This window comes from Bacillus sp. LBA3-1-1.1 (assembly GCF_040676495.1).
Classification (GTDB): domain Bacteria; phylum Bacillota; class Bacilli; order Bacillales; family Bacillaceae_G; genus Bacillus_A; species Bacillus_A nitratireducens.
In genome coordinates, this window is the sequence record NZ_JBEGIB010000001.1 from 103,305 (window position 1) to 128,245 (window position 24,941).

Sequence of the window (24,941 nt, forward strand, 5' to 3'; positions counted from 1 at the left end):
TAATCAATGGCAACTGTTGCGTTCCACACGTTAGGTTGTAAAGTGAACCACTATGAAACAGAAGCGATTTGGCAATTGTTTAAACAAGGTGGTTATGAAAGAACTGAATATGAAAAGAAATCTGATGTATATGTTATTAACACATGTACAGTAACAAATACTGGAGATAAGAAAAGCCGTCAAGTCATTAGACGTGCTGTACGTCAAAATCCAGATGCAGTAATATGTGTAACTGGATGTTATGCACAAACATCTCCAGCAGAAATCATGGCAATTCCAGGTGTAGATATTGTTGTTGGTACGCAAGATCGTGAGAAGATGTTAGGTTACATCGAAGAGTTCCGTAAAGAGCGTCAACCAATTAATGCTGTCCGCAATATTATGAAAACACGTGTATATGAGGAGCTCGATGTACCATATTTCACGGACCGTACACGTGCATCTTTAAAGATACAAGAAGGTTGTAATAACTTCTGTACATTCTGTATTATTCCTTGGGCACGTGGTTTAATGCGTTCTCGTGATGGGAAAGAAGTTATTAAACAAGCACAGCAATTAGTAGACGCGGGCTATAAAGAAATCGTATTAACAGGTATTCATACAGGTGGATACGGTGAAGATATTAAAGATTATAACTTAGCTGGATTACTTCGTGATATGGAAGCGGAAGTAGGCGGATTAAAACGTCTTCGTATTTCTTCTATTGAAGCGAGTCAAATTTCAGATGAAGTAATTGAAGTGTTAGATAAATCAGAAGTAGTTGTACGTCACTTGCATATTCCATTGCAGTCAGGATCTAATACTGTGTTAAAACGTATGCGCCGTAAGTATACGATGGAATTCTTCCAAGAGCGTTTAGATCGTTTGAAAGAGGCGTTACCAGGCCTTGCGATTACATCAGACGTAATTGTTGGATTCCCAGGTGAAACAGAAGGAGAATTCATGGAAACATACAATTTCATTAAAGAGAATCGCTTCTCTGAGCTACACGTGTTCCCTTACTCAAAACGTACAGGAACACCTGCAGCGCGTATGGAAGATCAAGTTCCTGAAGATGTGAAGAACGATCGTGTTCACCGTCTAATTGAACTATCTAACCAATTAGCGAAAGAGTATGCGTCTCAGTTTGAAGGCGAAGTACTTGAAATCATTCCAGAAGAGCAATTTAAAGAGGGCGACCGTGAAGGGTTATATGTAGGTTATACAGATAACTACTTAAAAATTGTATTTGAAGGATCAGAAGACTTAATTGGTAAGCTGGTGAAAGTGAAAATTACGAAAGCTGGTTATCCATATAACGAAGCGCAGTTTGTTCGTGTTCTTGAAGATGATGTAAAAAAAGAATCGGCAAGCGCATAATAAAAAGCATGCAACCGAAAATGGTTTGCATGCTTTTTTCTTTCGTGGAGAAGTTAAGTATTGAAATGGAGTACCTGTTAAATAAGTGGTTATTCAGCAAATTTTGTATGGGAAAGTTTTCGTGATAAAAATATATTTTTTTTTAGGTGGGAGCGATAACGGCTGTTTACATAGATTTTTGGAAAAGGAAGAGCATCTATTCTTCTTTTATTCTGCCAAATAGTTGACCTGAAGTGATAAAATGTATTATAATCGTAAAAGACATGCTGAAGAAGTGTTTCTTTTTGCATGCTGAAGTTAGTATGTAAGTGTGATGTTTCGGAGGGAGGGAAAGAGAATGTCAAAAACAGTCGTTCGTAAAAACGAGTCTTTGGAGGATGCACTTCGCCGTTTTAAAAGATCGGTTTCTAAAACTGGTACACTTGCTGAAGCAAGAAAGCGCGAGTTTTATGAAAAGCCAAGTGTAAAACGTAAGAAGAAATCTGAAGCGGCAAGAAAGCGTAAGTTCTAAGAGAGGGTGTAAGTGATGAGTCTTCTCGGTCGTTTAAACGATGATATGAAACAAGCGATGAAGAATAAACAAAAAGAAAAATTAACCGTTATTCGTATGGTTAAGGCTGCTTTACAAAATGAAGGTATTAAACTGCAACATACTCTTACTGAAGAAGAGGAATTAACAGTTTTAGCTCGTGAAGTAAAACAGTATAAGGACTCCCTCCTTGAATTTAAAAAAGCTGGTCGTGAAGACCTTGTTGATAAACTGCAAAGTGAAATTCAGATTTTAAGCGCATATTTGCCGGAGCAATTAACAGAAGAAGAACTAGCGGATATAATTAAGCAAGTTATTTCTGAAGTTGGTGCTACATCTAAAGCAGATATGGGTAAGGTGATGACTGCTGTTATGCCGAAAGTAAAAGGTAAAACAGACGGATCACTTGTGAATAAGCTGGTTATCCAGCTATTAGCATAAAAAAGCGTCTCATTTCGTATGAGACGTTTTTTTATGCTTTTTTCAGTTTGGACGTGATATTACAAGCTCTTTTTTCATACATATGGGATGAGAGGGGGTCTTTTGAGATGAAAAAATTAGAACAAATGAAGAATTGGTTGACGAAGCAAATAGACCTGCCAGTGGATGTGCTAATGGATCTACCTCGGATTACGCTTGTTGGGCAAGTGCATATCTATATAGAAAATCATCGAGGCTTATTAGTATTTTCAGATAAAGAAGTAAGGTTGTTATTAAAACAAGGTCAACTATTAATTAAGGGGCAATCCTTTGTTATTAAAACAATCCTCCCGGAAGAACTTTTGCTTGAAGGGATTATCGAACAAGTGATGTTTTTAGAAAATGAAAAGAAAGAGGAGTGAGGGAAACTTCCGTTTGTGAAGTTTTTCTTCTTTATTTTAGTGATCTGACCTTAATATTCACTTTATCCCGCATTCACTGCCCGTAAAAGCTCGATGGGTGTGCGTTAATAATCAGTGGGTATGGACAAAACCTCCACCTATTAAACTTTCATCTTATGCATATGCCTGATTAGTGAGGAGAAAAACCTCACCGATTAAAGCTTCGATTAGTACGAGCTATTTTTTGATGCTTAAAGTGAAAAGTGTTGTATCTACTTTTAGAAAGGTAGTGAAGGTAATCGATGAAAAATAAATGGTTTATAAAATGGCTTGGGTATGTAAAAGTGCGAATTGAAGGTAGAGGAGCAGAACGCTTCGTTAACGAATGTGTACGTAGGAAATTATTAGTTTGGGATGTAAAGAAGATAGCGGATGAAACGTTAGTTTTTTGCATGTTATTACGAGATGTGAAAAAGATAAAACCAATTTATAGAAAAAATGAATGTAAATTATATTTTATTGGACGTTACGGTTTTCCATTTTGGAATAAGCGTTTAATTAAGAATAGTGGATTTTTAATTGGGTTTTTAATATTTTTTTTCGGAATGATTGCATTATCAAATATGGTTTGGAAAATTGAAATTACAGGAGCAAAACCTGAAACGGAATATATATTGATGAAAGAATTGGACAAAATGGGTATTAAAAAAGGGAAATTACAGTTTCAAATGCCTAGTGTAGAAGATGTTCAGCGGCATTTAACGGACAATATTAATGCAATTACTTGGGCGGGGTTAGAAATAAGAGGGACAACATATCATTTTAAGATTGTTGAAAAAAATGAACCGAAAAAAGAAAGTGAACAACAGCCACAAAACTTAGTAGCAAAAAAAGAAGGGATTATTACAAAAACATTTGTGGAAGTTGGGAAGCCTGTTGTTATGAAAAATGACCATGTAGAAAAGGGGCAACTTCTCGTCTCGGGGATGTATGGTAATGAGGAGGATCCGACAATTGTTTCGGCTAAAGGGATTGTATATGGAGAAACGTGGTACAAATCTGAGGTGGATGTTCCGTTAAAGACGCAATTTCAAGTGTATACTGGTAATTCATACAATGAATATTTTCTTAAATTTGGGAGTGCTAAAATAAAAATATGGGGATTTCAACAGGATGAGTATAAACGCTCTCGTACTGAAAGTGTAAAACATGATGTGAAATTATTTGGATTCACATTACCAGTTGCATATGAAAAAGATATTGTACGAGAAGAGGAAGAAGCGAACCGAGAATATACCGAAAAACAAGCAATGAAAGTAGCGAAAGAGATGGCAGAAAAAGAACTGAAGAAAAAATTGGATGAACATGCTATGATTGTAAGTGATAAGATTTTGAGTAAAGAGATTGAGGCGGATCACTTAAAGGTCACGTTACATTACACAGTGATTGAAAATATTGCAGAGCCGCAACCAATATCTGAATCCGATATTCAAGGAGACTGAGTGATGGCAGAACAATTAGTAGAAATGAACCAACAATTGGAAAATCCCAATGAGGCAATCGCTCTATTTGGGGTAAATGATGCTCATTTAAAAGTAATTGAACGAGAACTTAGTGTATCGATTATAACTAGAGGAGAGTCTGTTCGTGTATCTGGGGCAGATGAAGCTGTAGTGCTCGTAGAAAAAATCTTACAACAGCTACTTGTTGTTATCCGTAAAGGTGTATCAATTTCGGAAAGAGATGTTGCGTATGCAATTCAGCTTGGGAAACAAGGGAAAATTGCTCAATTCGAAGAGTTATATGAAGAGGAAATTTTTAAAACAGCAAAAGGTAAATCCATTCGTGTGAAAACGATGGGACAAAGAAGATATATTCATGCAATGAAAAAGAATGATGTTGTATTTGGGATAGGACCTGCTGGGACGGGGAAGACATACTTAGCTGTAGTAATGGCTGTGAGAGCTTTAAAGCAAGGGTATGTAAAGAAAATTATTTTAACAAGACCTGCGGTAGAGGCTGGAGAGAGTTTAGGCTTTTTACCAGGTGATTTGAAAGAAAAAGTAGATCCGTATTTACGCCCGTTGTATGATGCGTTGCACGATATTCTTGGGCAAGAATACACACAGCGTATGATGGAACGTGGTGTAATTGAAATTGCACCTCTTGCTTATATGAGAGGACGTACTCTTGATGATTCATTTGTTATATTAGATGAAGCACAGAATACAACTGGTGCTCAAATAAAAATGTTTTTAACACGATTAGGTTTTAGTTCTAAAATGGTTATTACGGGAGATCCCTCACAGGTAGATTTGCCAAAAGGGGTAAAATCAGGTCTTTCTATTGCTGCTAATATTTTATCTGGTGTATCAGGTCTTTCGTTCATAACACTGGAACAAACAGACGTTGTGAGACACCCATTAGTGCAACGTATTATTGAGGCATATGATAAAATGGAATGATCCTATTTGTCAGGATCATTTCTTTTTGTATGATAAGGTTGGCGAATGGCATATTTTTTACTATCATTAAAGACGAGGGAAATGAACTATAGGTGATAGTGGATAAAAATGTTGTCCGAAAGTAACGTTGCCTAGAAGAAATGAAAGCTATAAATAGTTTCACTTTATTTCTGGAGAGGAGAAGGTATTGAAATCATGTCAAGATCTCAAGAAATTTCTAAGTGGTTTCGTAATTTACAACATTCGAAAAAACTAAGTTGGATTTCTTACGTTTTATTAGGAGCAGTACTGTTTTTTGCACTTATGAATAATGTAAAGCCAGAGCAATTAGATGTTAAAGAGCTCGAAATTGCTAAAAAAACAATTCACTCTCCTATTAAAATTGAAGATAAAGCCGCAACGGCGAAAAAGAAAAACGAAGCCGCTCAAAAGGTTGAGGATAAATATACATATAAAAGCGAATATAAGCAAAATAAAGTGGATATTGTAACTTCCGTCTTTGATGCGGTAAGTGAAGTAGAGGCAGAGGCTAAATCGACTGGCCCAGACGAGTATAGAAAAATTTCTGATGTGGACAAATTGGACAAGTTAAAGAAGAAATTGCCAACAGATTTAGCAAAAAGCTTAACAGATTCGATTTTGTTGAAATTTATTAATGCTGATTCAAGTCAATTGTCATTGGCAAAGGATGCGGCTGTAACAGCAGTTAATAAAATTATGAGGGAACACATCAAGATGGATCAAGAAGAAGCTGCAAGAGAACAATTCGTTACTGAAATGAGTAGCGTAAGTATAAGCAGTGATTTAAAAGATGCGGTGAATACACTAGGGAAGTATGCGGTTACAGCGAACTATTTTTATGATTCAGCTGCGACGAAAGATAGTAAAAAAATAGCGGAAGATTCAGTTGCATCAGTTTTTATCCTTCAAGGGCAAGTTCTTGTGAAAGAAGGCGATACGATTTCACGAGAAGCATATGAGCAGTTGAAATTAGCAGGATTGTTAGAGAAGGGCAATACCTTCCAACCTTATGTTGGTCTAGCGGTACTCATTTGTGTGCTATTGTACTTTATGCATAAGCAGTTTGAAGTGTTTTTACAGCGGAAAAGAGAAGATAGGCCGTATGTCTTAGCGTATATTACAATTTTGTCTATCACGATTGTTTTAATGAAAATCATTAGTTTGTTTCAAAAGCTTGAATATGCAGGAATCGCGTATGTTGTTCCAGTTGCGATGGGAACAATACTTGTAAAATTAATGATTGGTGATCGATTTGTATTTTTAACGAGTATGATCTTTTCTGTATGCGGAAGTATTATGTTTAATGAAGGTGTAACGAGTACACTGAATTATAGTGTGGGGATTTATGTTTTATTAAGTTCATTATCAGTTAGTATTTTCTTGAGAGAAAAAAATCGTCGTACGATGATTTTACAAGCTGGTATACTCGTTTCTGTATTAAATGTAGTCGTATTAGCGGCTTTGCTATTATTACGTAACGGGAATTTTTCACCTCTTGAAATTGGGGTGCAATTATTAATGGCTGCTGTTTCGGGTATTATCTCTTCTGTTCTAGCTATGGGGATTTTACCGTATTTAGAAAGTGGTCTTGGGATTGTATCAAGTATGAAATTGATGGAACTTTCAAGTCCGAATCACCCACTTTTGCGCAAAATTTTATTAGAAGCACCAGGTACATATCACCATAGTGTAATGGTAGCTAATCTCTCAGAAGCTGCTTGTGAAGCAGTTGGAGCAAATGGAGTATTAGCGCGTGTAGGGGCGTATTATCATGATGTAGGGAAAACGGTACAACCACAGTTTTTTATTGAAAACCAAATGGGTATTGAAAACCCGCATGATAGATTAGACCCTGTAACGAGCAAAGATATTATAATTGCTCATGTAACCGATGGGGTGAGAATGTTAGAAGAACACCATATACCTCAAGAAATTATCGATATTGCTGGACAGCATCATGGTACAACGTTACTTAAATATTTTTATTATAATGCGATTAAAGAAGATAAAGAGAAATATACGGAAGAAATGTTCCGCTATCCAGGATCAAAAGCAACTTCTAAAGAGTCGGCGATCGTTGGTATTGCTGATAGTGTGGAAGCGGCGGTACGTTCGATGAACCATCCAACACCAGATCAGATTAATAATTTAGTGCAAAGTATTATTAAAGATCGCCTGCAAGATGGTCAATTTAGTGAATGTGATTTGACATTTAAGGAACTACAAATCGTTGGAAAAACGTTATGTGAAACGTTAAATGGTATTTTCCATTCCCGTATTACATATCCGGAACCGCCGGAAGAAAAGGAGAAAGAATGAGTTTATTAATTGATTTTATTGATGAAACAGAAGAAGTGAAAGAAGAATATATAAGTTTGATTCGAGGTTTAGTAGAGAAAGCAGCTCAAATGGAGAACATAGAAGAAGGCGCAGAATTATCGGTTACATTTGTAGATAATGAGCGTATTCGTGAAATAAACCGTGATTACCGAGATAAGGATCAGCCTACGGACGTTATTTCTTTTGCTATGGAAGAAATGGGAGAAGGAGAAATGGAAATTATCGGTGCGGAGATGCCACGTATGTTAGGGGATCTTATTATTTCTATTCCAAGAGCGAAAGAGCAAGCTGAGGAATATGGACACTCTTTTGATCGTGAACTTGGGTTTTTAGTGTTACATGGCTTTTTACATTTGCTTGGTTATGATCACATGACAGAAGAAGATGAAAAAGAAATGTTTGGAAGACAAAAAGAAATTTTAGAGGCATTTGGATTAGGGCGATGAAAAAAGGAAAACTTATAAATAGTTTTGGATATGCTATAGCTGGTATATACTTTTGTCTTCGTCATGAACGAAATATGAAAATTCATTATTTAGCCGCAGTCATTGTCATATGCTGCGGCTTTTATTTCCATATTACAAAAATAGAATGGATTGTATTACTTATTGTGATTGGAATTGTAATGAGTTTGGAGATGGTGAATACGGCTATTGAAAAAACAGTAGATTTAGCAACCACCGATATTCATCCGTTTGCGAAAAACGCAAAGGATGTTGCAGCGGGATCAGTTTTATTATTTACGATTATAGCTGTTGTAATTGGTGCTATTATCTTCTTACCGTATATGGTATAGTTGCATTCCAAAGCTTTTATTAGGCTTTGGGAGCGCCGTGAGGGCCTTTAATAGAAGAATGTATCTATTCACAGCTGTGAACGGAAAGGATGCGGGAATATGAATAGCAAACAATTAATTCAAGAAGCAATCGAAGCGCGTAAACAAGCGTACGTACCATATTCTAAATTTCAAGTAGGTGCAGCTTTACTAACTCAGGATGGAAAAATATATCGTGGATGTAATGTTGAAAATGCATCATATGGTTTATGTAACTGTGCAGAAAGAACAGCTTTATTTAAGGCGATTTCTGAAGGAGATAAAGGGTTTGTAGCTATTGCAGTTGTAGCGGATACAAAGCGTCCGGTACCTCCTTGTGGAGCATGCCGACAAGTTATGATAGAATTATGTAAACAGGATACGAAAGTATACCTATCAAATTTACATGGTGACGTTCAAGAGACTACAGTTGGAGAATTGTTACCAGGAGCATTTTTAGCGGAGGATTTACATGAATAGAAAAGGTTATAAATCAGGTTTTGTCTCTATTATTGGCAGACCGAATGTTGGAAAATCTACATTTTTAAATCGTATTATCGGCCAAAAAATTGCCATTATGAGTGACAAGCCACAAACAACTCGTAATAAAATTCAAGGTGTATATACAGAAAATGATTCACAAGTAATTTTCATTGATACACCAGGAATACATAAACCTAAACATAAACTAGGCGACTTCATGGTGAAGATGGCTCAAACGACATTAAAAGAAGTTGATATTGTTCTGTTTATGGTCAATGCAGTTGAAGGATTTGGTCGTGGTGAGGAATTCATTATTGAGAAATTAAAAGAAACGAAACAACCAGTATTTTTGGTAATTAATAAAATTGACCAACTTCATCCAGAGCAATTATTAGAGTTAATTGATCAATACCGTAAACTATATGAGTTTGCAGAGATTGTACCAATTTCTGCATTAGACGGTAATAATGTGGACGCTTTAATTGGAACAATTAAAAAGTATTTACCAGAAGGACCGCAATACTACCCAGATAATCAAGTAACGGATCATCCAGAGCGATTTATTATTTCAGAACTTATTCGTGAAAAAGTATTACATTTAACACGTGAAGAAGTGCCGCACTCTGTAGCGGTTGTTATTGATGCAATTCAAAAACGTGAGGGTGGAGCGGTTTATATAAACGCAACGATTGTTGTTGAACGTGCATCACAAAAAGGAATTATTATAGGTAAGCAAGGGAAGATGTTAAAAGAAGTCGGTAAGCGAGCTCGTTTTGACATTGAAGCACTACTTGGTTCTAAAGTATTTTTAGAAGTATGGGTAAAAGTGCAAAAAGATTGGCGTAATAAGATGTCGCAGCTCCGTGACCTTGGTTTCCGTGAAGACGAGTATTAATATGGAGTAAAGTTGTAATCAGTGGATGGTTCATCCACTGATTATTGGTTTTTATGAACCTTGATAAATTAGGAAAAATTTTTCTCACATGAAAATGAACAAAATGGGTCAATTTAATAACAACAAAGGAAATTGGTTTATAGGCTACGCTTATTGAGAAAGGTGGATTCTTATGCTAGATTTTACCTGGAAGTTTTTCTCCAAAACAGGAAGCATTGAAACGTATTTGCTTTTGAAAGAAATGGAAAAAGACGTAAACGATGAGATGGATCAACATGAAGAGGAGTTAGCGCATCTAGACTCTCCAATTTCTTGACCCGTTTTGTTCAAACCTTGGATGGTGACGAACATGTTTCAAAAAGTTGAGGGCATTGTTATCCGTACGACAGATTACGGAGAAACGAACAAGATTGTTACAATATTCTCACGGGAATTTGGTAAGGTAAGTGCAATGGCAAGAGGAGCGAAAAAACCGAAGAGTCGGTTAGCAGCTGTTTCGCAACTTATGACACATGGTCATTTTCTTATTCAAATAGGATCTGGACTTGGAACTTTGCAACAAGGCGAGATTATTTCATCTATGAAAGAAATTCGTGAGGATATATTTTTAACTGCTTATGCATCATTTATTATTGAATTAACTGATAAAGCAACAGAAGATAAGAAGAATAATCCGTATTTATTTGAAATGTTATATCAAACGTTGCATTATATGTGTGAGGGTGTTGACCCTGAAGTATTATCATTAATTTATCAAACGAAAATGCTTCCGGTATTAGGGATGCGCCCGTACTTTGATACATGTGCTATTTGTCATCAAGAAACAGATTTTGTCGCCTTCTCTGTTCGGGAAGGCGGTTTTCTGTGCTCGCGTCATGCAGAGCAAGATCAGTATCGTATTCCGGTGGGAGAGGCTGTTCATAAATTATTACGTCTCTTTTTTCACTTCGATCTACACCGGCTCGGTAATGTATCGGTGAAGGACAGTACAAAAAAACAAATGCGCACAGTATTGAATACATATTATGATGAATATTGTGGGATTTATTTGAAATCAAGGCGTTTCTTAGAACAACTTGATAAATTTCAAATATAATTAGGGCCGTATACGGTCCTTTTTACATACTTTCTTTTTCGAATAGCATATTTAGTATATAATATTTAAGAGATAGTATAACTTTTTTCGTTGTGCATTAAAGGTGGTGATTATCATAGAGCTGAATAAACGGCAAGAACATATCATTCAGATTGTAAAAGATCACGGTCCTATTACAGGGGAGTCAATTGCTGCGCAATTGGGTTTAACACGTGCAACGCTAAGACCAGACTTAGCAATTTTAACGATGGCTGGTTATTTAGAAGCGCGTCCACGCGTAGGTTATTTTTATACGGGTAAAACTGGGGGACAGCTATTATCTGAAGCTGTTAAAAAAATTAAAGTGCAAGATTATCAATCTAGACCTGCTGTAATTGATAAAAATGTATCAGTATACGATGCAATCTGTACTATGTTTCTAGAGGATGTTGGTACATTGTTTGTTGTAGATCAAGCAATTTTATTGGTTGGCGTTGTATCTCGTAAAGATTTATTACGAGCTAGCTTAGGGAAGCAGGATTTAACCTCTCTTCCGGTTAATATTATCATGACAAGGATGCCAAACATTGCGATGTGTCGCAGGGAGGATTCTTTATATGATATTGCGATGGAATTAATAGAAAGACAGATTGATGCAATGCCAGTTGTAAAGGACACGAAACAAGGTCTAGAAGTGATTGGGCGAATTACAAAAACAAATATTACACGTGCGTTTGTAAATTTAGTAAATAACGAATAAGTGTAATTTGTTTAAAGTGAGGTAATGTAATGGATAATAAAATCGTATATGTCGTATCTGACTCTGTAGGAGAAACGGCTGATTTGGTTGTTAGAGCGGCAATGGGACAGTTCCCATTCGCTCCTGATATTAGACGTGTACCTTATGTAGAAGATACAGGGACATTAAAAGAAGTGATTTCAATTGCCAAGAGCAATAAGGCGCTTATTTGTTTTACGTTAGTAAAGCCTGATATGCGTCAATATTTATTGACGGAGGCGGCAAAAGAAGGGGTAGAGGCATACGATATTATCGGACCTCTTATCGATCAAATTGAAGAAATTACAGGGCAAGTACCAAGGTATGAGCCAGGTGTCGTTCGAAGATTAGATGAAGAGTACTTTAAAAAGATTGAAGCGATTGAATTTGCGGTTAAGTATGATGATGGTAGAGATGCACGTGGTATTTTAAAAGCCGATATCGTGTTGATTGGAATTTCACGTACATCAAAAACACCACTTTCACAATATTTAGCGCATAACAAACGCTTGAAAGTTGCCAATGTACCACTTGTACCAGAAGTGGATCCGCCTGAGGAATTATATAAAGTGGCAAAAGAGAAATGTTTCGGTTTGAAAATTACACCGGATAAGTTAAATCATATTCGAAAAGAACGATTAAAATCACTTGGATTAAGTGATGGAGCAACATATGCGAATATTAATCGTATTAAAGAAGAAATCGTTCATTTTGAGAATGTAGTGAGTAAAATAAATTGTCAAGTGATCGATGTATCAAATAAGGCGATTGAAGAAACAGCTAATATTATTGTGAATGCAGTGCAAAACCAAAAAATGTTTTAGCACATTTACCACAGGTGAATGTGCTTTTTTCGCTCGTGAGAAGTAGGACAATAACTGTCGATTTAGTAATAGAATACAGTGTAATGGTTATACTTATATTCTTCTGTTTTTTTATTATGTTGAAGGAACGATTTAGTTATCTTTAAATGTAAAATGAAAATTAAAGGGATATGTAGCGTAGTTGAAGAAAATATATTATAATAAAAAATTGTGATAAAAACCTATATTTTACGTTTAGACTTTAATTTTTCAGAATAAACTAGGGATAGGATTTGCGAAAAAGACATGTATTTACGTTAAATCGACAAAATCTAAACAAGAAAACGCACATTATGGAAGGATTCACAGAAGGGATGTAGAATACAGAAATATGCAAAACATCAGTGAGATATTAGTTGATGCAGATGCATGTCCCGTGAAGGATGAAATTGTGCGGGTTAGAACAAAAAATTATGTCGAAATTTTGTTTGTCGTATCGTAGGCTCATCGTTTAAGGAAACAGCAAGATAATTGGGTCTATGTAGATTTTAAGTAAGATGAAGTCGGTTTTTATATTTATCAACATGCAAAAGCTACAGATTTCGTGATCACATAGGATATGTGGCTTGCTAGTCTTCTTTTGAAAAAGGAGTACATTATTGTCTCCACGCAGTATATTTGTAAAAGATGAGCAAATGGATACAATTTTATATAGTAGGTATGTATTTGTGAAGTTATGCAGGAAAGGGGCTTATACAAAAGGCCCAAAATAGTTTACACAACGTGATCGACAGCACTTTCTAATAAATTCAGAAAAATATTGTCGAATTATAAAGGAATCTTGTAATTAATATCGAATACAAACTACGACACGGAGATGGAGTTATGGGGAACAGAATTCCCGAAGAAGTTGTTGAACAGATTCGGACGTCATCCGATATTGTAGAAGTGATAGGTGAGTATGTTCAACTTAGAAAGCAGGGGCGTAACTATTTCGGCCTTTGTCCATTTCATGGTGAGAATTCCCCTTCATTCTCTGTTTCATCTGATAAGCAAATTTTTCATTGCTTCGGATGTGGAGAAGGTGGAAATGTCTTTTCTTTTCTTATGAAAATGGAAGGACTTGCTTTCACGGAGGCTGTTCAAAAGCTGGGTGAAAGAAATGGAATTGCAGTTGCAGAATATACATCAGGGCAAGGACAACAAGAAAACATATCTGATGACACTGTCATCATGCAACAGGCTCATGAACTTTTGAAGAAGTATTATCACCATTTATTAGTAAATACAGAAGAAGGAAATGAAGCACTTTCGTATTTATTAAAACGTGGTATTACAAAAGAAATGATTGAGAAGTTTGAAATTGGTTATGCATCACCAGCTTGGGATGCAGCGACAAAAATTTTGCAAAAAAGAGGTTTTTCGCTATCTAGTATGGAACAAGCCGGCCTTCTTATAAGAAGCGAGAAGGATGGTAGTCATTATGACCGATTCCGTGGAAGGGTTATGTTTCCAATTTACACTTTACAAGGTAAGGTGATAGCGTTTAGTGGAAGGGCGCTAGGAGATGATACTCCGAAATATTTAAATAGCCCCGAAACACCAATTTTTCATAAAAGTAAGTTGTTGTATAACTTCCACCAAGCAAGGCCGTTTATTAGAAAACGTGGGCAGGTTGTCCTTTTTGAAGGATATGCCGATGTACTAGCCGCGGTAAAAAGTGGTGTGGAAGAAGCTGTTGCGACAATGGGAACAGCTTTAACTGAAGAACAAGCGAAACTTCTGCGACGTAACGTTGAAACTGTTGTTCTTTGCTATGATGGTGATAAAGCAGGGCGAGAAGCGACGATGAAAGCAGGGCAGTTGTTATTGCAAGTTGGTTGCCAAGTGAAAGTCACACCCTTGCCAGATAAGCTTGATCCTGATGAATATGTGCAACAATATGGGACAACTGCTTTTGAAAATCTTGTGAAATCAAGTATAAGTTTTGTTGGTTTCAAAATAAATTATTTGCGTTTAGGGAAAAATTTGCAAGATGAGTCTGGCAAAGAAGAATATGTAAAAAGTGTTTTAAAAGAGTTATCATTGCTACAGGATGCGATGCAGGCTGAATCATATTTAAAGTCATTATCGCAAGAATTTTCGTATTCAATGGAAACACTTTTGAATCAATTGCACCAATATCGCAAAGAACAAAAGGTACAGCAAAAACAAATAAAGCAGGTTTCTAAGCCATCTCAAATTGTTCAAACGAAACCGAAGTTAACAGGTTTTGAAAGGGCAGAAAGAGAAATTATTTACCATATGTTGCAAAGTGCAGAAGTGGCTGTTCGTATGGAACCCCATATAGAAGATTTTCATACAGAAGAACATAAAGGGATTTTATATGAACTATACGCATATTATGAAAAGGGAAATGAACCTTCAGTCGGAACATTTTTAAGTTGGCTCTCTGATGAAAAGTTGAAAAATATTATCACTGATATTTCGACGGATGAATTTATTAATCCAGAATACACAGAAGAAGTGTTGCAAGGTCATTTGGAGACGCTCAAACGTCATCAGGAAAAACTTGAAAAGATGGAAATCATCTTTAAAGTAAAACAAATGGAAAAAACAGATCCTGTAGAGGCTGCTAAATATTATGTGGCATATTTACAAAATCAAAAAGCAAGGAAATAGCTTTTTTGATAAAATTTTAGTATAATGAATGTTTGTATCTCGCGTAAGGAGGGGAACAGATGGCTGACAAACCAGCTCGTTCTAAACAAATTGAAACTGAAATGACCCTTGAGCAAGTGAAAGAACAACTCACTGAGCTCGGAAAAAAACGTGGCGTTCTTACATATGAAGAGATTGCAGAACGCATGAATGGATTTGAAATTGAATCCGATCAAATGGATGAATACTATGAATATTTAGGTGAACAAGGGATTGACTTAGTTGGTGACAATGACAACGACGAAGGTCCTAATAATCGCCAAATTACAAAAACGGAAGAAGAATTTGACCTTAATGATTTAAGTGTGCCGCCAGGTGTGAAAATCAATGACCCTGTTCGTATGTACTTAAAAGAAATTGGTCGTGTAGACTTACTATCTGCTGAAGAAGAAATTCGACTTGCGACACGTATTGAAGAAGGCGATGAAGAAGCAAAACGCCGTCTTGCGGAAGCAAACTTACGTCTTGTAGTAAGTATTGCAAAGCGCTACGTGGGCCGTGGTATGCTTTTCTTAGACTTAATCCAAGAAGGAAATATGGGTCTAATTAAGGCAGTTGAAAAGTTCGACTACCGTAAAGGTTTTAAATTTAGTACGTATGCAACTTGGTGGATTCGCCAAGCTATTACACGTGCGATTGCAGACCAAGCGCGAACAATTCGTATTCCAGTTCATATGGTTGAAACAATTAATAAGTTAATCCGTGTACAACGTCAATTATTACAAGATTTAGGACGCGAACCATCACCTGAAGAGATTGGTGAAGAAATGGATCTTGCTCCAGAAAAAGTACGCGAAATTTTAAAAATTGCACAGGAGCCAGTTTCTCTTGAAACACCAATTGGTGAAGAAGATGACTCCCATTTAGGTGACTTTATTGAAGACCAAGAAGCAACATCGCCTGCGGACCATGCAGCGTATGAGTTGCTAAAAGAACAATTAGAAGATGTGTTAGATACACTAACAGATCGTGAAGAAAATGTTCTGCGTCTTCGTTTTGGTTTAGATGATGGACGAACTCGTACGCTTGAAGAAGTTGGGAAAGTATTCGGCGTAACGAGAGAGCGTATTCGTCAAATTGAAGCGAAAGCACTTCGCAAATTAAGACATCCAAGCCGTAGTAAGCGTCTTAAGGATTTCTTAGAATAGGCTACCTTTAAGTTTACTTCACTTTTGTGAAGTAAACTTTTTTATTTTGTTAATTTTTGTTAAAATTTAGCTATCGGCAACGATTACAATTTCTTGTAATTTATTTTACAGAATTGTCTTTTGATTTGCAAATGCTCATTTTTCGATTTTTCGATTTATTTTGTTTATTATATACAAAATAATATGTAGAAAAGTAAAAAATATGATGAGAAACGTTAGTAATTATCGAAATAATATGCGATATAATAGTGAAAATCAATAAACTGAATTTATGGAATATTTTTAACAAATATTAGTTTACTCTTTTCTGATAGAACGTTTTCAAGTACAATAAAAATGACTGAATCATCTAACTATTTAGGGGTATAGAGGGGGGAGAAGAGATATGAAACGTAATCCGTTGATTCCGTTCGCTCTTATTGCAGCATTAGGTATTATCGTTATGTTTGTATTTTCATTTCAGGGGCTAAATAAATCTAAAGAGTTAGCTGATGCAAAAAATGGTGGGAAACCAGCGCAAACAGCATCAAAGCCAGAGGATATTGTAAAGCAAAGCTGTACGAGCTGTCACGGTGATCAGTTACAAGGAGCAGTGGGACCTAATTTACAAAAAATTGGTGGGAAACTTTCAAAAGATGAAATTAAAGAAATTCTTTCAAAAGGAAAAGGGAATATGCCGCCAAATATAGTTCCAGCTGATCAAGCGGCAAAAGTAGCTGATTGGTTATCGAAGAAAAAATAAAGTGAAACTTTAATCAGTGGGGGTTCATCCCCCATTGATTATTAGTTGAACCAATCGGGCGTTTACGGGCAGTTGGTCTCCCACCTAGCTTCTTTGTTCTAGCCGAATTTTGAGGTGGGAGTCTTACTGCCCGTTAATGCGGGGTAAAGTATAGAAAAACAAGCCTTTTGCTTTTGTGCAAAAGGCTTGTTTTTCTATACTTTCTAAAATACGATTAGTAATAGAGAATGGAAGTGTTGTTATGGACTTGCAACAACCACTATAAATTCATTATCATGGAGACAGACTGACAAGAGAAGGAGTAATGGAAATACATGAATGAAGTAAAGCTTTCAAAACGATTAGAAGAAGTTGTGCGGGAGATTCCAGTAGGATCCACAGTAGCTGATATTGGATCGGATCATGCGTATTTACCGTGTTATACAATTATAAATAATATTGCTACAAAAGCAGTTGCAGGAGAAGTTGTAGACGGACCATTTCGATCTGCGCAAGCAACTGTAGCTGAAAGTGGCTTGCAAGATAAGGTAGACGTTCGTAAAGGGAATGGATTAGAAGTAATTACACCAGGGGAAGTAGATGTGATTACAGTTGCTGGTATGGGTGGAGCACTAATTCGTGACATTTTAGAAAGTGGTAAAGAAAAATTAGAAGGTGTAACACGTTTAATTTTACAGCCGAACATTGCAGCGCATCACATTCGTGAATGGTTTATTGAAAATGGCTGGGAGCTTATCCATGAAAAAATCGTAAAAGAAGACGGGAAAATTTACGAGATTTTAGTTGGGGAACGAGGAAATATTGCAGCACCTTACTCGGATAATAAACAAGCTGAATTGTTTATGGGTCCATTTTTAATAAAAGAAAAAAGTGAAGCTTTTGTTGAAAAGTGGGAAGGAGAATTGAAAAACTTCCAAAATATTTTAAAACAGTTAGAGCGTGCGGCAGAATCTGAAGAAACACAGGCGAAGCGTGCAGAAGTAGACGCGAAAATGAAAATGATAGGGGAGGTTTTATCATGAGTAAAATTCCGAATGGTCATGAAATTATTTCTTTATTTGAAAGTATGTATCCGAAGCATTTAGCGATGGAGGGGGATAAGATCGGCCTGCAGATTGGGGCACTTAATAAACCTGTGCAAAACGTGCTAATCGCGTTAGATGTAACGGAGGAAGTTGTGGGCGAGGCGATCCAATTAGGGGCGAATATCATTATAGCGCACCATCCTTTAATCTTTAGTCCATTAAAAGCGATTCATACAGAGAAGGCGTACGGAAGAATTATTGAAGCGTGTATTAAAAATGATATTGCGATTTATGCAGCACATACAAATGTAGATATTGCTAAGGGCGGGGTAAATGATTTACTTGCTGATGCGTTAGGGTTACAAAATACAGAAGTATTAGTTCCTACATATGCAGAAGAAATGAAAAAAATTGTTGTATTTGTTCCGGTAACTCATGCAGAAGAGGTGCGCAAAGCTCTTGGAGATGCGGATGCAGGTCATATCGGTAATTACAGCCACTGTACGTTCGGTAGTGAAGGGGTGGGTACGTTTATCCCTCAAGAAGGTACAAACCCTTATATCGGTGAAACTGGACAGTTAGAACGTGTGGACGAGGTGCGTATCGAAACGATTATTCCAGCTTCATTACAAAGAAAAGTTATTAAATCGATGTTGGCAGCCCATCCATACGAAGAAGTGGCGTATGATGTATATCCTCTTGATAATAAAGGTGAAACATTAGGACTTGGTAAAATAGGATATTTACAAGAAGAAATGACGCTTGAACAGTTCGCTTTACACGTGAAACAATCATTACATGTAAAGGGTGCGCGAGTTGTTGGGAAGTTAGATGATACAGTGCGTAAAGTAGCTGTACTTGGTGGTGACGGTAATAAATATATAAACCAAGCGAAATTTAAAGGGGCAGATGTATATGTAACAGGTGACATGTATTACCATGTTGCTCATGATGCGATGATGCTTGGTTTAAATATAATTGACCCAGGACATAACGTTGAAAAAGTAATGAAGCAAGGTGTGCAAAAGCAATTGCAAGAAAAAGTGGATGCAAAGAAATTCAATGTACACATTCATGCTTCGCAGTTACATACAGATCCGTTTACATTTGTATAAGAAAAATAAAAACCGTTGCTCATATAGGCAACGGTTTTTATTATTGTTCTTTTTTCACTTTTACACGAGGTAAGATTTTTTGAAGTGGTACTTTTCGAATTCTTTCCCACGTAGCCGGATTCATTGGGTCATATTGATCTAAGAAAGCGATAACCTCTTTTGTAATTGGTGTTGGAGTAGAAGCACCTGCTGTAACAGCTACGTTTTCTACACCTTGTAGCCACTCTAATTGGATTTCACTTACATCCGCAACACGATAAGCTTTCGTACCAGCAATTTCTTGTGATACTTGCGCTAAGCGATTCGAATTGTTACTTTTTGGGTCACCAACAACGATTGTTAAATCTGCAACATCCGCTTGTTTAGCTACAGCTTCTTGGCGAACTTGAGTTGCTAAACAAATTTCCTTATGGAATTCTGCTGTTGGGAATTTTTTCTGAATGTCCTCCATTAAATGTTGAACGTCCCATTGACTCATTGTTGTTTGATTCGTAACTAAAATTTTATCCGTTGGGATTTCTAATGTTTCTAAATCATCAGCTCTTTCGATAAGATGAACGATATCAGGTGCAATACCAACCGCGCCTTCTGGTTCTGGATGGTTTTTTTTGCCGATATAAATGACATGGTATCCTTCAGCTTTTTTTGCTTCAATAAGGTCATGTGTTTTTGTAACATCTGGACAAGTTGCATCGATTGTCGTTAAACCTTTTTCTTTTGCACGTTGTTTAACTTCAGGAGAAACACCGTGAGCAGTAAAAATAACAGTACCAGAATCAATTTGATCTAAAATATCTAAGCGACTTGGTCCATCTAACGTAATGATTCCATCTTCTTCAAAAGCGTCTGTAACATGTTTATTGTGAACAATCATACCTAAAATATAAATAGGTCTCGGTAATGATTTATCTAATGCAGCGTTACGTGCAATTACCATTGCATCGACAACACCGTAGCAATAACCACGAGGGGAAATTTTAACAATTTTCATATGAGTAATCCTCTCCTTCTAAACAAGAGATACTTTTGTGCATAGTCTTTTACATTATAAAGGAGGAGGGGATAGAAAACAAAGGATTGTTACACATATAGTTTTGGTTTTGTTGCTGATTGTTGAACGGGTTCTTTCGGAACCTCTTTTTCTATTACCGGTTCAAGCACTATTTTTTTTCGTTTTCGTTTCCTTTTTGGAGGTGAAGGAGGTGGAGTTGCTACCTCAACCTGTTCTGTTGCATCTTCAGTTTGATTTTCTTCCGTACTTTTTCCAGAGGTGAGGATTTTAACAATGCTTGGTAGACTACGCATAATGGGACCGTACTGTTCGACAACAGGACCGACAGATTGCACGACTTGAGATACTTTTTCGATATTATTTATCATATTAGTTGGGTTCGAAATTAAATTTGAAAAAAAACTACCGATGCCACTGCTAGATGCCGCTGCAGTTGTAGCTGACGCAGCACCACGTGTATCATTTGATTCATACATTTGAGGTGGTATCATCTGCTCTGGATATTGCTGCATGTATGGTTGATATTGTTGTGTATATTGTTGTTGGTATGGTTGTTGCTGTTGATATTGGGGCGGCGGTTGTTGGTACATCATCGGTGGCCCTTCCATTTGTCGATAAGGAGGGACCATTTGCATGAAAGGTTCGGTTGGATCGTGTTTTTTAAAGAGTTTAGCAAGGAAACCTTTCTTTTTTTGAGCCATCGGTGGTAGTTGTGGAATCGGATATGGTGTGTAAGATTGTTGTCCTCGATTCGGATACATTTGTCTTATAGGGGATTTCGGAAACATGTGGGAAATCCTCCTTTCTTCAGTTAGGTATATACACATACAATATGCAATGAAAGGGAAGAAGGTTAGTTTTTGAAGTAAAAACCTAAACTAAAGATGGATTTTACTTGTAGATTTCGATATAATGTAGACTTGACTGATTTGTGCGCGCAGTAGAAATTTTAGAAAGAAGGTGTAACTTATGACACTACAAACTTTTACACAGTATGATTTTAAACCATTTTTAATAGATGCAGTTCGTGAACTACGCTTTTCAGAGCCGACAGGAATTCAACAGAAAATTTTCCCGGTTGTGAAAAAAGGTGTGAGTGTAATTGGACAATCCCAAACAGGTTCTGGGAAAACACATGCATACTTACTTCCTACATTAAACAGAATTGATGCAAGTCGTGAAGAAGTACAACTTGTTATTACAGCGCCTACTCGTGAGTTAGCACAACAAATTTACGAAGAAATCGTGAAATTAACAAAGTTCTGTGCAGAAGATCAAATGATTACAGCACGTTGTTTAATTGGTGGAACTGATAAACAACGATCAATTGAAAAGTTGAAAAAACAACCTCATATTGTAGTTGGAACACCAGGACGTATTAAAGACTTAGTAGAAGAAAAAGCGTTATTTGTTTATAAAGCAAATACTATTATTGTCGATGAAGCAGACTTAATGCTTGATATGGGATTCATTCAAGATGTAGATAAAATTGCAGGACGTATGCCTAAAAACTTACAAATGCTAGTTTTCTCTGCAACAATTCCTCAAAAATTAAAACCGTTTTTGAAGAAATATATGGAGAATCCAGAGCATATTCATATTAATCCGAAACAAGTTGCAGCAGGAAATATTGAGCATTATCTTGTGCCTTCAAGACACCGTAATAAAATTGAATTAGTGAAAAATATGCTACTTCAATTTAAACCGTACCTAGCAATTGTGTTTACAAACACAAAGAAGAAGGCTGATGAAGTAGCTGATGGATTAGCAGAACGTGGGTTAAAAGTAGGGCGTATACACGGTGATTTATCACCACGTGATCGTAAAAAAATGATGAAACAAGTTCGTGATTTAGAGTTCCAATATATTGTTGCAACAGATTTAGCAGCACGCGGTATTGATATTGAAGGAATTAGTCATGTTATTAACTATGAACTTCCATCAGATTTAGATTTCTTCGTTCACCGTGTTGGAAGAACTGCACGTGCGGGTCATTCAGGTATTGCAGTGACAATTTATGATCCAGCAAATGAAGAAGCGTTAGATAGTTTGGAAAAACAACGTCATATCGAGTTTAAGCATGTAGATTTACGCGGAGATGAGTGGGCGGATTTAGGTGACCGTCGTCGTCGTAAGAGCCGTAAAAAACCAAATGATGGACTAGATGTTATGGCAACAAAAGTTGTTAAAAAGCCGAAGAAGGTAAAACCAAACTATAAACGAAAACTTGCAACAGAACGTGATAAAGTGAAGAGAAAATATAGCAATAAAAAAAGATAAGGGATTTTCCCTTATCTTTTTTTATCCCGCTATTTGTGAGAGCATATAATCAGTAAGGATAGAAAAATATTGATTAAAGTTTTGCCTAATCCAGTTAAGTTAAATATAGAGTATAGCTTGTTTAAATAGTCATATAAATTTGTGTAGTGCCTTTTTTGCGAACAAACAATTCACTACATGTTTCTACAAATTATGCTATCATTATATCTATTGTATATTGAAGAGGTGATTGTATGTTAAAGATTGGATCTCATGTTTCAATGAGTGGTAAGAAGATGTTATTAGCAGCAAGTGAAGAGGCTGTTTCGTACGGTGCAACAACGTTCATGATTTATACAGGTGCACCGCAAAATACACGAAGAAAACCAATTGAAGAATTGAATATAGAAGCAGGAAGAAAACATATGGAACTGAACGGTATTGAAGAAATTATCGTCCATGCTCCCTATATTATTAATGTTGGGAATACGACGAAACCTGAGACGTTTCAATTAGGTGTTGACTTCCTTCGTATGGAAATTGAAAGAACGGCAGCATTAGGTGTGGCGAGACAAATTGTTCTTCACCCAGGAGCTCACGTTGGTGCAGGAGCAGATGCTGGTATTCAACAAATTATTAAAGGGCTTAATGAAGTAATAACGCCAGAACAAACGGTTAACATTGCGCTAGAAACAATGGCAGGAAAGGGAACGGAATGCGGTCGTAGCTTCGAAGAAATTGCGAAAATTATTGATGGCGTAAAATATAATGAAAAGTTATCTGTATGTTTTGATACGTGTCATACGCACGATGCAGGTTATGACATTGTAAATGATTTTGACGGTGTATTAAACGAATTTGATAAGATTGTTGGTATTGATCGTTTGCAAGTACTTCATATTAATGATAGTAAAAATGTACGCGGCGCAGGAAAGGACCGTCATGAAAATATCGGTTTCGGTCATATCGGTTATAAAGCGTTGCATCATATTGTGCATCATCCGCAGTTAATGCACGTACCAAAAATTCTTGAAACGCCGTATGTAGGTGAAGATAAAAAAGACAAGAAGCCACCATATAAATTAGAAATCGAAATGCTGAAGAATGGTACTTTTGATGAAGGGATTCTTGAAAAAATTAAAGCACAATAAGGAGGGGATTTTCCCCTCCTTATTTTAATAGTTGCTGAAATAAAGTATTTACTTGTTGTGCGGTGGCAGGAGAAGTTACCTTTGCGATTTGTTTTAAGAGATCTAGTCGCTCGTTATTATCGTAAATGTTAATATTTTTTCCTTTCATAAGTAAAACAATTTGATCAGCTTGTGCGGTTGTAATTGGAACTTCATATTCTTTGCTATATTTTAATAGCTCTTTTGTAGAAATATGGTTTAATTTTTTATTAACAATTTGTTTGATGAGGTTCATCGTGTTGTCCTCCTTCACACGTTCTACTATCGAAATATATGTGCACATAGCTTGTATATATTCTTATAGAGTTTCGTTTTTTCCATGAGAAAAAGAAGCTTATGCTATAATATAAGAACAAAACTATAGATAAAGAGTATAAGGAGGACTTATGGAAAAAAAGCAACATCGAAAAGAAAGTGTTATTCATCTTATATATCGCTTAGTTATGATTATCTTTGGAGCAGCGTGTGCGGCGGTAGCGATTGAACTATTTTTAATGCCAAATAAAATTATTGATGGTGGAATTATTGGTATTTCTCTTATATTAGATTATCTTACTCCTAATATTTGGTGGTTAAGTTTTTCTACTTTAGTTGTTATCCTTAACATTCCGTTTATGTACTCGGGTTATAAACAAATTGGAAAAACATTCATGTTATCTTCTGCGTTCGGAATCGTTGCTTTAGCATTTATTGAATCGACGTTGCACGCTGTCCCGCCATTTACAACTGAGCCGATTTTAGCGACAGTGTTTGGCGGTCTTATTTTAGGTCTTGGTGTAGGGCTCGTTATTCGTCACGGTGGATCAATGGACGGAACAGAAATTATGGGTATTTTATTAACGAAGAAATTACCTTTCTCTGTTGGCGAGTTTGTAATGTTTGTGAACTTATTTATTTTTGCGTGGGCAGCATTTGTGTTTGGCGTTGAACAGGCGATGTATTCTGTTATGACGTACTATATCGCATTTAAAACTATTGATACAGTAATTCAAGGATTAGACGAAACGAAAGCAGTTTTAATAGTGTCAGATCAATATGAAGAAGTATCAAATGCAATTTTACACCGCCTTGGCCGTGGAACAACAAAACTTGTTGCTAAAGGTGGCTATACAGATAAAGAAAAAGAAGTTATTTATGCAGTTGTAACGCGTCTTGAAGTGACGAAGTTAAAGTCGATTGTGCATGAAATTGATGAAAATGCCTTTGTTACGATTATGAGTACGCAAGAGACGAATGGCGGTAAGTTTAAATCAGCGATTCACTAAAAAATTAATTACAATATCTTTCGAAAGCAGAGAAATTTTCTCTGCTTTTTGTTATAATAGTAAGGTTTCTGGAAATAAGGA

At 36.3% G+C, this 24,941-nt stretch carries 26 protein-coding genes; 23 read left to right on the forward strand and 3 right to left on the reverse strand.

All coding sequences use genetic code 11. The annotated features are described in order from the left end of the window. Window positions 1-6: 6 nt before the first annotated feature. The 20 genes from mtaB (at window position 7) to MRBLBA3_RS00650 (ending at window position 19,134) form a co-directional block, all read left to right on the forward strand. The gene (mtaB, locus tag MRBLBA3_RS00555; RefSeq protein WP_363379507.1) at window positions 7-1,359 is read left to right on the forward strand and encodes a tRNA (N(6)-L-threonylcarbamoyladenosine(37)-C(2))-methylthiotransferase MtaB; all 1,353 of its coding nucleotides are present in this window, start codon (window positions 7-9) and stop codon (window positions 1,357-1,359) included. A 337-nt stretch (window positions 1,360-1,696) separates the two neighbouring features. Beyond that, the gene (gene rpsU / locus MRBLBA3_RS00560) at window positions 1,697-1,870 is read left to right on the forward strand and encodes a 30S ribosomal protein S21 (protein WP_000048061.1); all 174 of its coding nucleotides are present in this window, start codon (window positions 1,697-1,699) and stop codon (window positions 1,868-1,870) included. Window positions 1,871-1,885: 15 nt separating this feature from the next. Next, the gene (locus MRBLBA3_RS00565; protein WP_000054578.1) at window positions 1,886-2,329 is read left to right on the forward strand and encodes a GatB/YqeY domain-containing protein; all 444 of its coding nucleotides are present in this window, start codon (window positions 1,886-1,888) and stop codon (window positions 2,327-2,329) included. A 107-nt stretch (window positions 2,330-2,436) separates the two neighbouring features. Continuing rightward, window positions 2,437-2,730: a sporulation protein YqfC gene (gene yqfC, locus MRBLBA3_RS00570; RefSeq protein WP_000732268.1), complete on the forward strand. Its 294-nt coding sequence runs from the start codon at window positions 2,437-2,439 to the stop codon at window positions 2,728-2,730. A 281-nt stretch (window positions 2,731-3,011) separates the two neighbouring features. After that, a complete protein-coding gene (yqfD, locus tag MRBLBA3_RS00575; protein WP_000792482.1) occupies window positions 3,012-4,211 on the forward strand; it encodes a sporulation protein YqfD in 1,200 nt (399 codons plus the stop codon). Window positions 4,212-4,214: 3 nt separating this feature from the next. Beyond that, window positions 4,215-5,174, forward strand: a complete 960-nt coding sequence (locus tag MRBLBA3_RS00580) for a PhoH family protein (RefSeq protein WP_000840505.1) — start codon at window positions 4,215-4,217, stop codon at window positions 5,172-5,174. Between the two features lie 195 nt (window positions 5,175-5,369). Beyond that, entirely contained in the window at window positions 5,370-7,514 is a 2,145-nt protein-coding gene (locus MRBLBA3_RS00585) for an HD family phosphohydrolase (RefSeq protein WP_098883596.1), read from the forward strand. Then, entirely contained in the window at window positions 7,511-7,981 is a 471-nt protein-coding gene (gene ybeY / locus MRBLBA3_RS00590; RefSeq protein ID WP_363379510.1) for an rRNA maturation RNase YbeY, read from the forward strand. Before MRBLBA3_RS00585 ends, ybeY begins: the two co-directional genes overlap by 4 nt. After that, window positions 7,978-8,331 (forward strand): diacylglycerol kinase family protein, encoded by a 354-nt coding sequence (locus MRBLBA3_RS00595; RefSeq protein ID WP_000715486.1) that lies wholly within the window; start codon window positions 7,978-7,980, stop codon window positions 8,329-8,331. Before ybeY ends, MRBLBA3_RS00595 begins: the two co-directional genes overlap by 4 nt. Window positions 8,332-8,430: 99 nt before the next feature. Continuing rightward, window positions 8,431-8,829, forward strand: a complete 399-nt coding sequence (locus MRBLBA3_RS00600; RefSeq protein ID WP_001086292.1) for a cytidine deaminase — start codon at window positions 8,431-8,433, stop codon at window positions 8,827-8,829. After that, the gene (era, locus tag MRBLBA3_RS00605; RefSeq protein ID WP_001080239.1) at window positions 8,822-9,727 is read left to right on the forward strand and encodes a GTPase Era; all 906 of its coding nucleotides are present in this window, start codon (window positions 8,822-8,824) and stop codon (window positions 9,725-9,727) included. Before MRBLBA3_RS00600 ends, era begins: the two co-directional genes overlap by 8 nt. 172 nt (window positions 9,728-9,899) lie before the next feature. Further along, the gene (locus MRBLBA3_RS00610; RefSeq protein WP_000883924.1) at window positions 9,900-10,043 is read left to right on the forward strand and encodes a YqzL family protein; all 144 of its coding nucleotides are present in this window, start codon (window positions 9,900-9,902) and stop codon (window positions 10,041-10,043) included. A 33-nt stretch (window positions 10,044-10,076) separates the two neighbouring features. Beyond that, a complete protein-coding gene (gene recO / locus MRBLBA3_RS00615) occupies window positions 10,077-10,823 on the forward strand; it encodes a DNA repair protein RecO (protein ID WP_000487006.1) in 747 nt (248 codons plus the stop codon). Between the two features lie 106 nt (window positions 10,824-10,929). After that, the gene (locus MRBLBA3_RS00620) at window positions 10,930-11,562 is read left to right on the forward strand and encodes a helix-turn-helix transcriptional regulator (protein ID WP_002077328.1); all 633 of its coding nucleotides are present in this window, start codon (window positions 10,930-10,932) and stop codon (window positions 11,560-11,562) included. Between the two features lie 29 nt (window positions 11,563-11,591). Next, on the forward strand, window positions 11,592-12,404 hold the full coding sequence (locus MRBLBA3_RS00625; RefSeq protein ID WP_000368933.1) for a pyruvate, water dikinase regulatory protein: 813 nt from the start codon (window positions 11,592-11,594) through the stop codon (window positions 12,402-12,404). Between the two features lie 864 nt (window positions 12,405-13,268). Beyond that, window positions 13,269-15,065 (forward strand): DNA primase, encoded by a 1,797-nt coding sequence (dnaG, locus tag MRBLBA3_RS00630; RefSeq protein WP_000528227.1) that lies wholly within the window; start codon window positions 13,269-13,271, stop codon window positions 15,063-15,065. A 59-nt stretch (window positions 15,066-15,124) separates the two neighbouring features. After that, the gene (rpoD, locus tag MRBLBA3_RS00635; protein ID WP_000764062.1) at window positions 15,125-16,252 is read left to right on the forward strand and encodes an RNA polymerase sigma factor RpoD; all 1,128 of its coding nucleotides are present in this window, start codon (window positions 15,125-15,127) and stop codon (window positions 16,250-16,252) included. A gap of 385 nt (window positions 16,253-16,637) precedes the next feature. Beyond that, entirely contained in the window at window positions 16,638-16,994 is a 357-nt protein-coding gene (cccA, locus tag MRBLBA3_RS00640; protein WP_000828145.1) for a cytochrome c550, read from the forward strand. 314 nt (window positions 16,995-17,308) lie between these two features. Next, on the forward strand, window positions 17,309-18,016 hold the full coding sequence (locus MRBLBA3_RS00645) for a tRNA (adenine(22)-N(1))-methyltransferase (protein WP_044737727.1): 708 nt from the start codon (window positions 17,309-17,311) through the stop codon (window positions 18,014-18,016). After that, a complete protein-coding gene (locus tag MRBLBA3_RS00650; RefSeq protein WP_363379515.1) occupies window positions 18,013-19,134 on the forward strand; it encodes a Nif3-like dinuclear metal center hexameric protein in 1,122 nt (373 codons plus the stop codon). The genes MRBLBA3_RS00645 and MRBLBA3_RS00650 overlap by 4 nt, the downstream gene beginning before the upstream one ends. 40 nt (window positions 19,135-19,174) lie before the next feature. Here MRBLBA3_RS00650 and MRBLBA3_RS00655 read toward each other — a convergent pair whose 3' ends face one another. Both MRBLBA3_RS00655 and vrrA read right to left on the reverse strand, forming a co-directional pair. Continuing rightward, window positions 19,175-20,125: a 4-hydroxy-3-methylbut-2-enyl diphosphate reductase gene (locus tag MRBLBA3_RS00655; protein ID WP_000706652.1), complete on the reverse strand. Its 951-nt coding sequence runs from the start codon at window positions 20,123-20,125 to the stop codon at window positions 19,175-19,177. Between the two features lie 89 nt (window positions 20,126-20,214). Beyond that, window positions 20,215-20,934, reverse strand: coding sequence for a VrrA/YqfQ family protein (vrrA, locus tag MRBLBA3_RS00660; RefSeq protein ID WP_044737729.1), 720 nt, complete (start codon window positions 20,932-20,934; stop codon window positions 20,215-20,217). A 181-nt stretch (window positions 20,935-21,115) separates the two neighbouring features. Here vrrA and MRBLBA3_RS00665 point away from each other — a divergent pair, with 181 nt between their 5' ends. After that, window positions 21,116-22,426, forward strand: coding sequence for a DEAD/DEAH box helicase (locus MRBLBA3_RS00665; RefSeq protein ID WP_000175089.1), 1,311 nt, complete (start codon window positions 21,116-21,118; stop codon window positions 22,424-22,426). 233 nt (window positions 22,427-22,659) lie between these two features. Continuing rightward, window positions 22,660-23,556: a deoxyribonuclease IV gene (locus MRBLBA3_RS00670; RefSeq protein WP_000912449.1), complete on the forward strand. Its 897-nt coding sequence runs from the start codon at window positions 22,660-22,662 to the stop codon at window positions 23,554-23,556. Between the two features lie 19 nt (window positions 23,557-23,575). Here the strand turns inward: MRBLBA3_RS00670 and MRBLBA3_RS00675 are convergent, their stop codons facing one another. Continuing rightward, window positions 23,576-23,830: a DUF2624 domain-containing protein gene (locus MRBLBA3_RS00675; protein ID WP_001048956.1), complete on the reverse strand. Its 255-nt coding sequence runs from the start codon at window positions 23,828-23,830 to the stop codon at window positions 23,576-23,578. A gap of 151 nt (window positions 23,831-23,981) precedes the next feature. On the opposite strand from MRBLBA3_RS00675, the gene MRBLBA3_RS00680 reads away from it, so the two are divergent. Beyond that, window positions 23,982-24,860: a YitT family protein gene (locus MRBLBA3_RS00680; protein ID WP_000412583.1), complete on the forward strand. Its 879-nt coding sequence runs from the start codon at window positions 23,982-23,984 to the stop codon at window positions 24,858-24,860. Window positions 24,861-24,941: the final 81 nt, after the last annotated feature.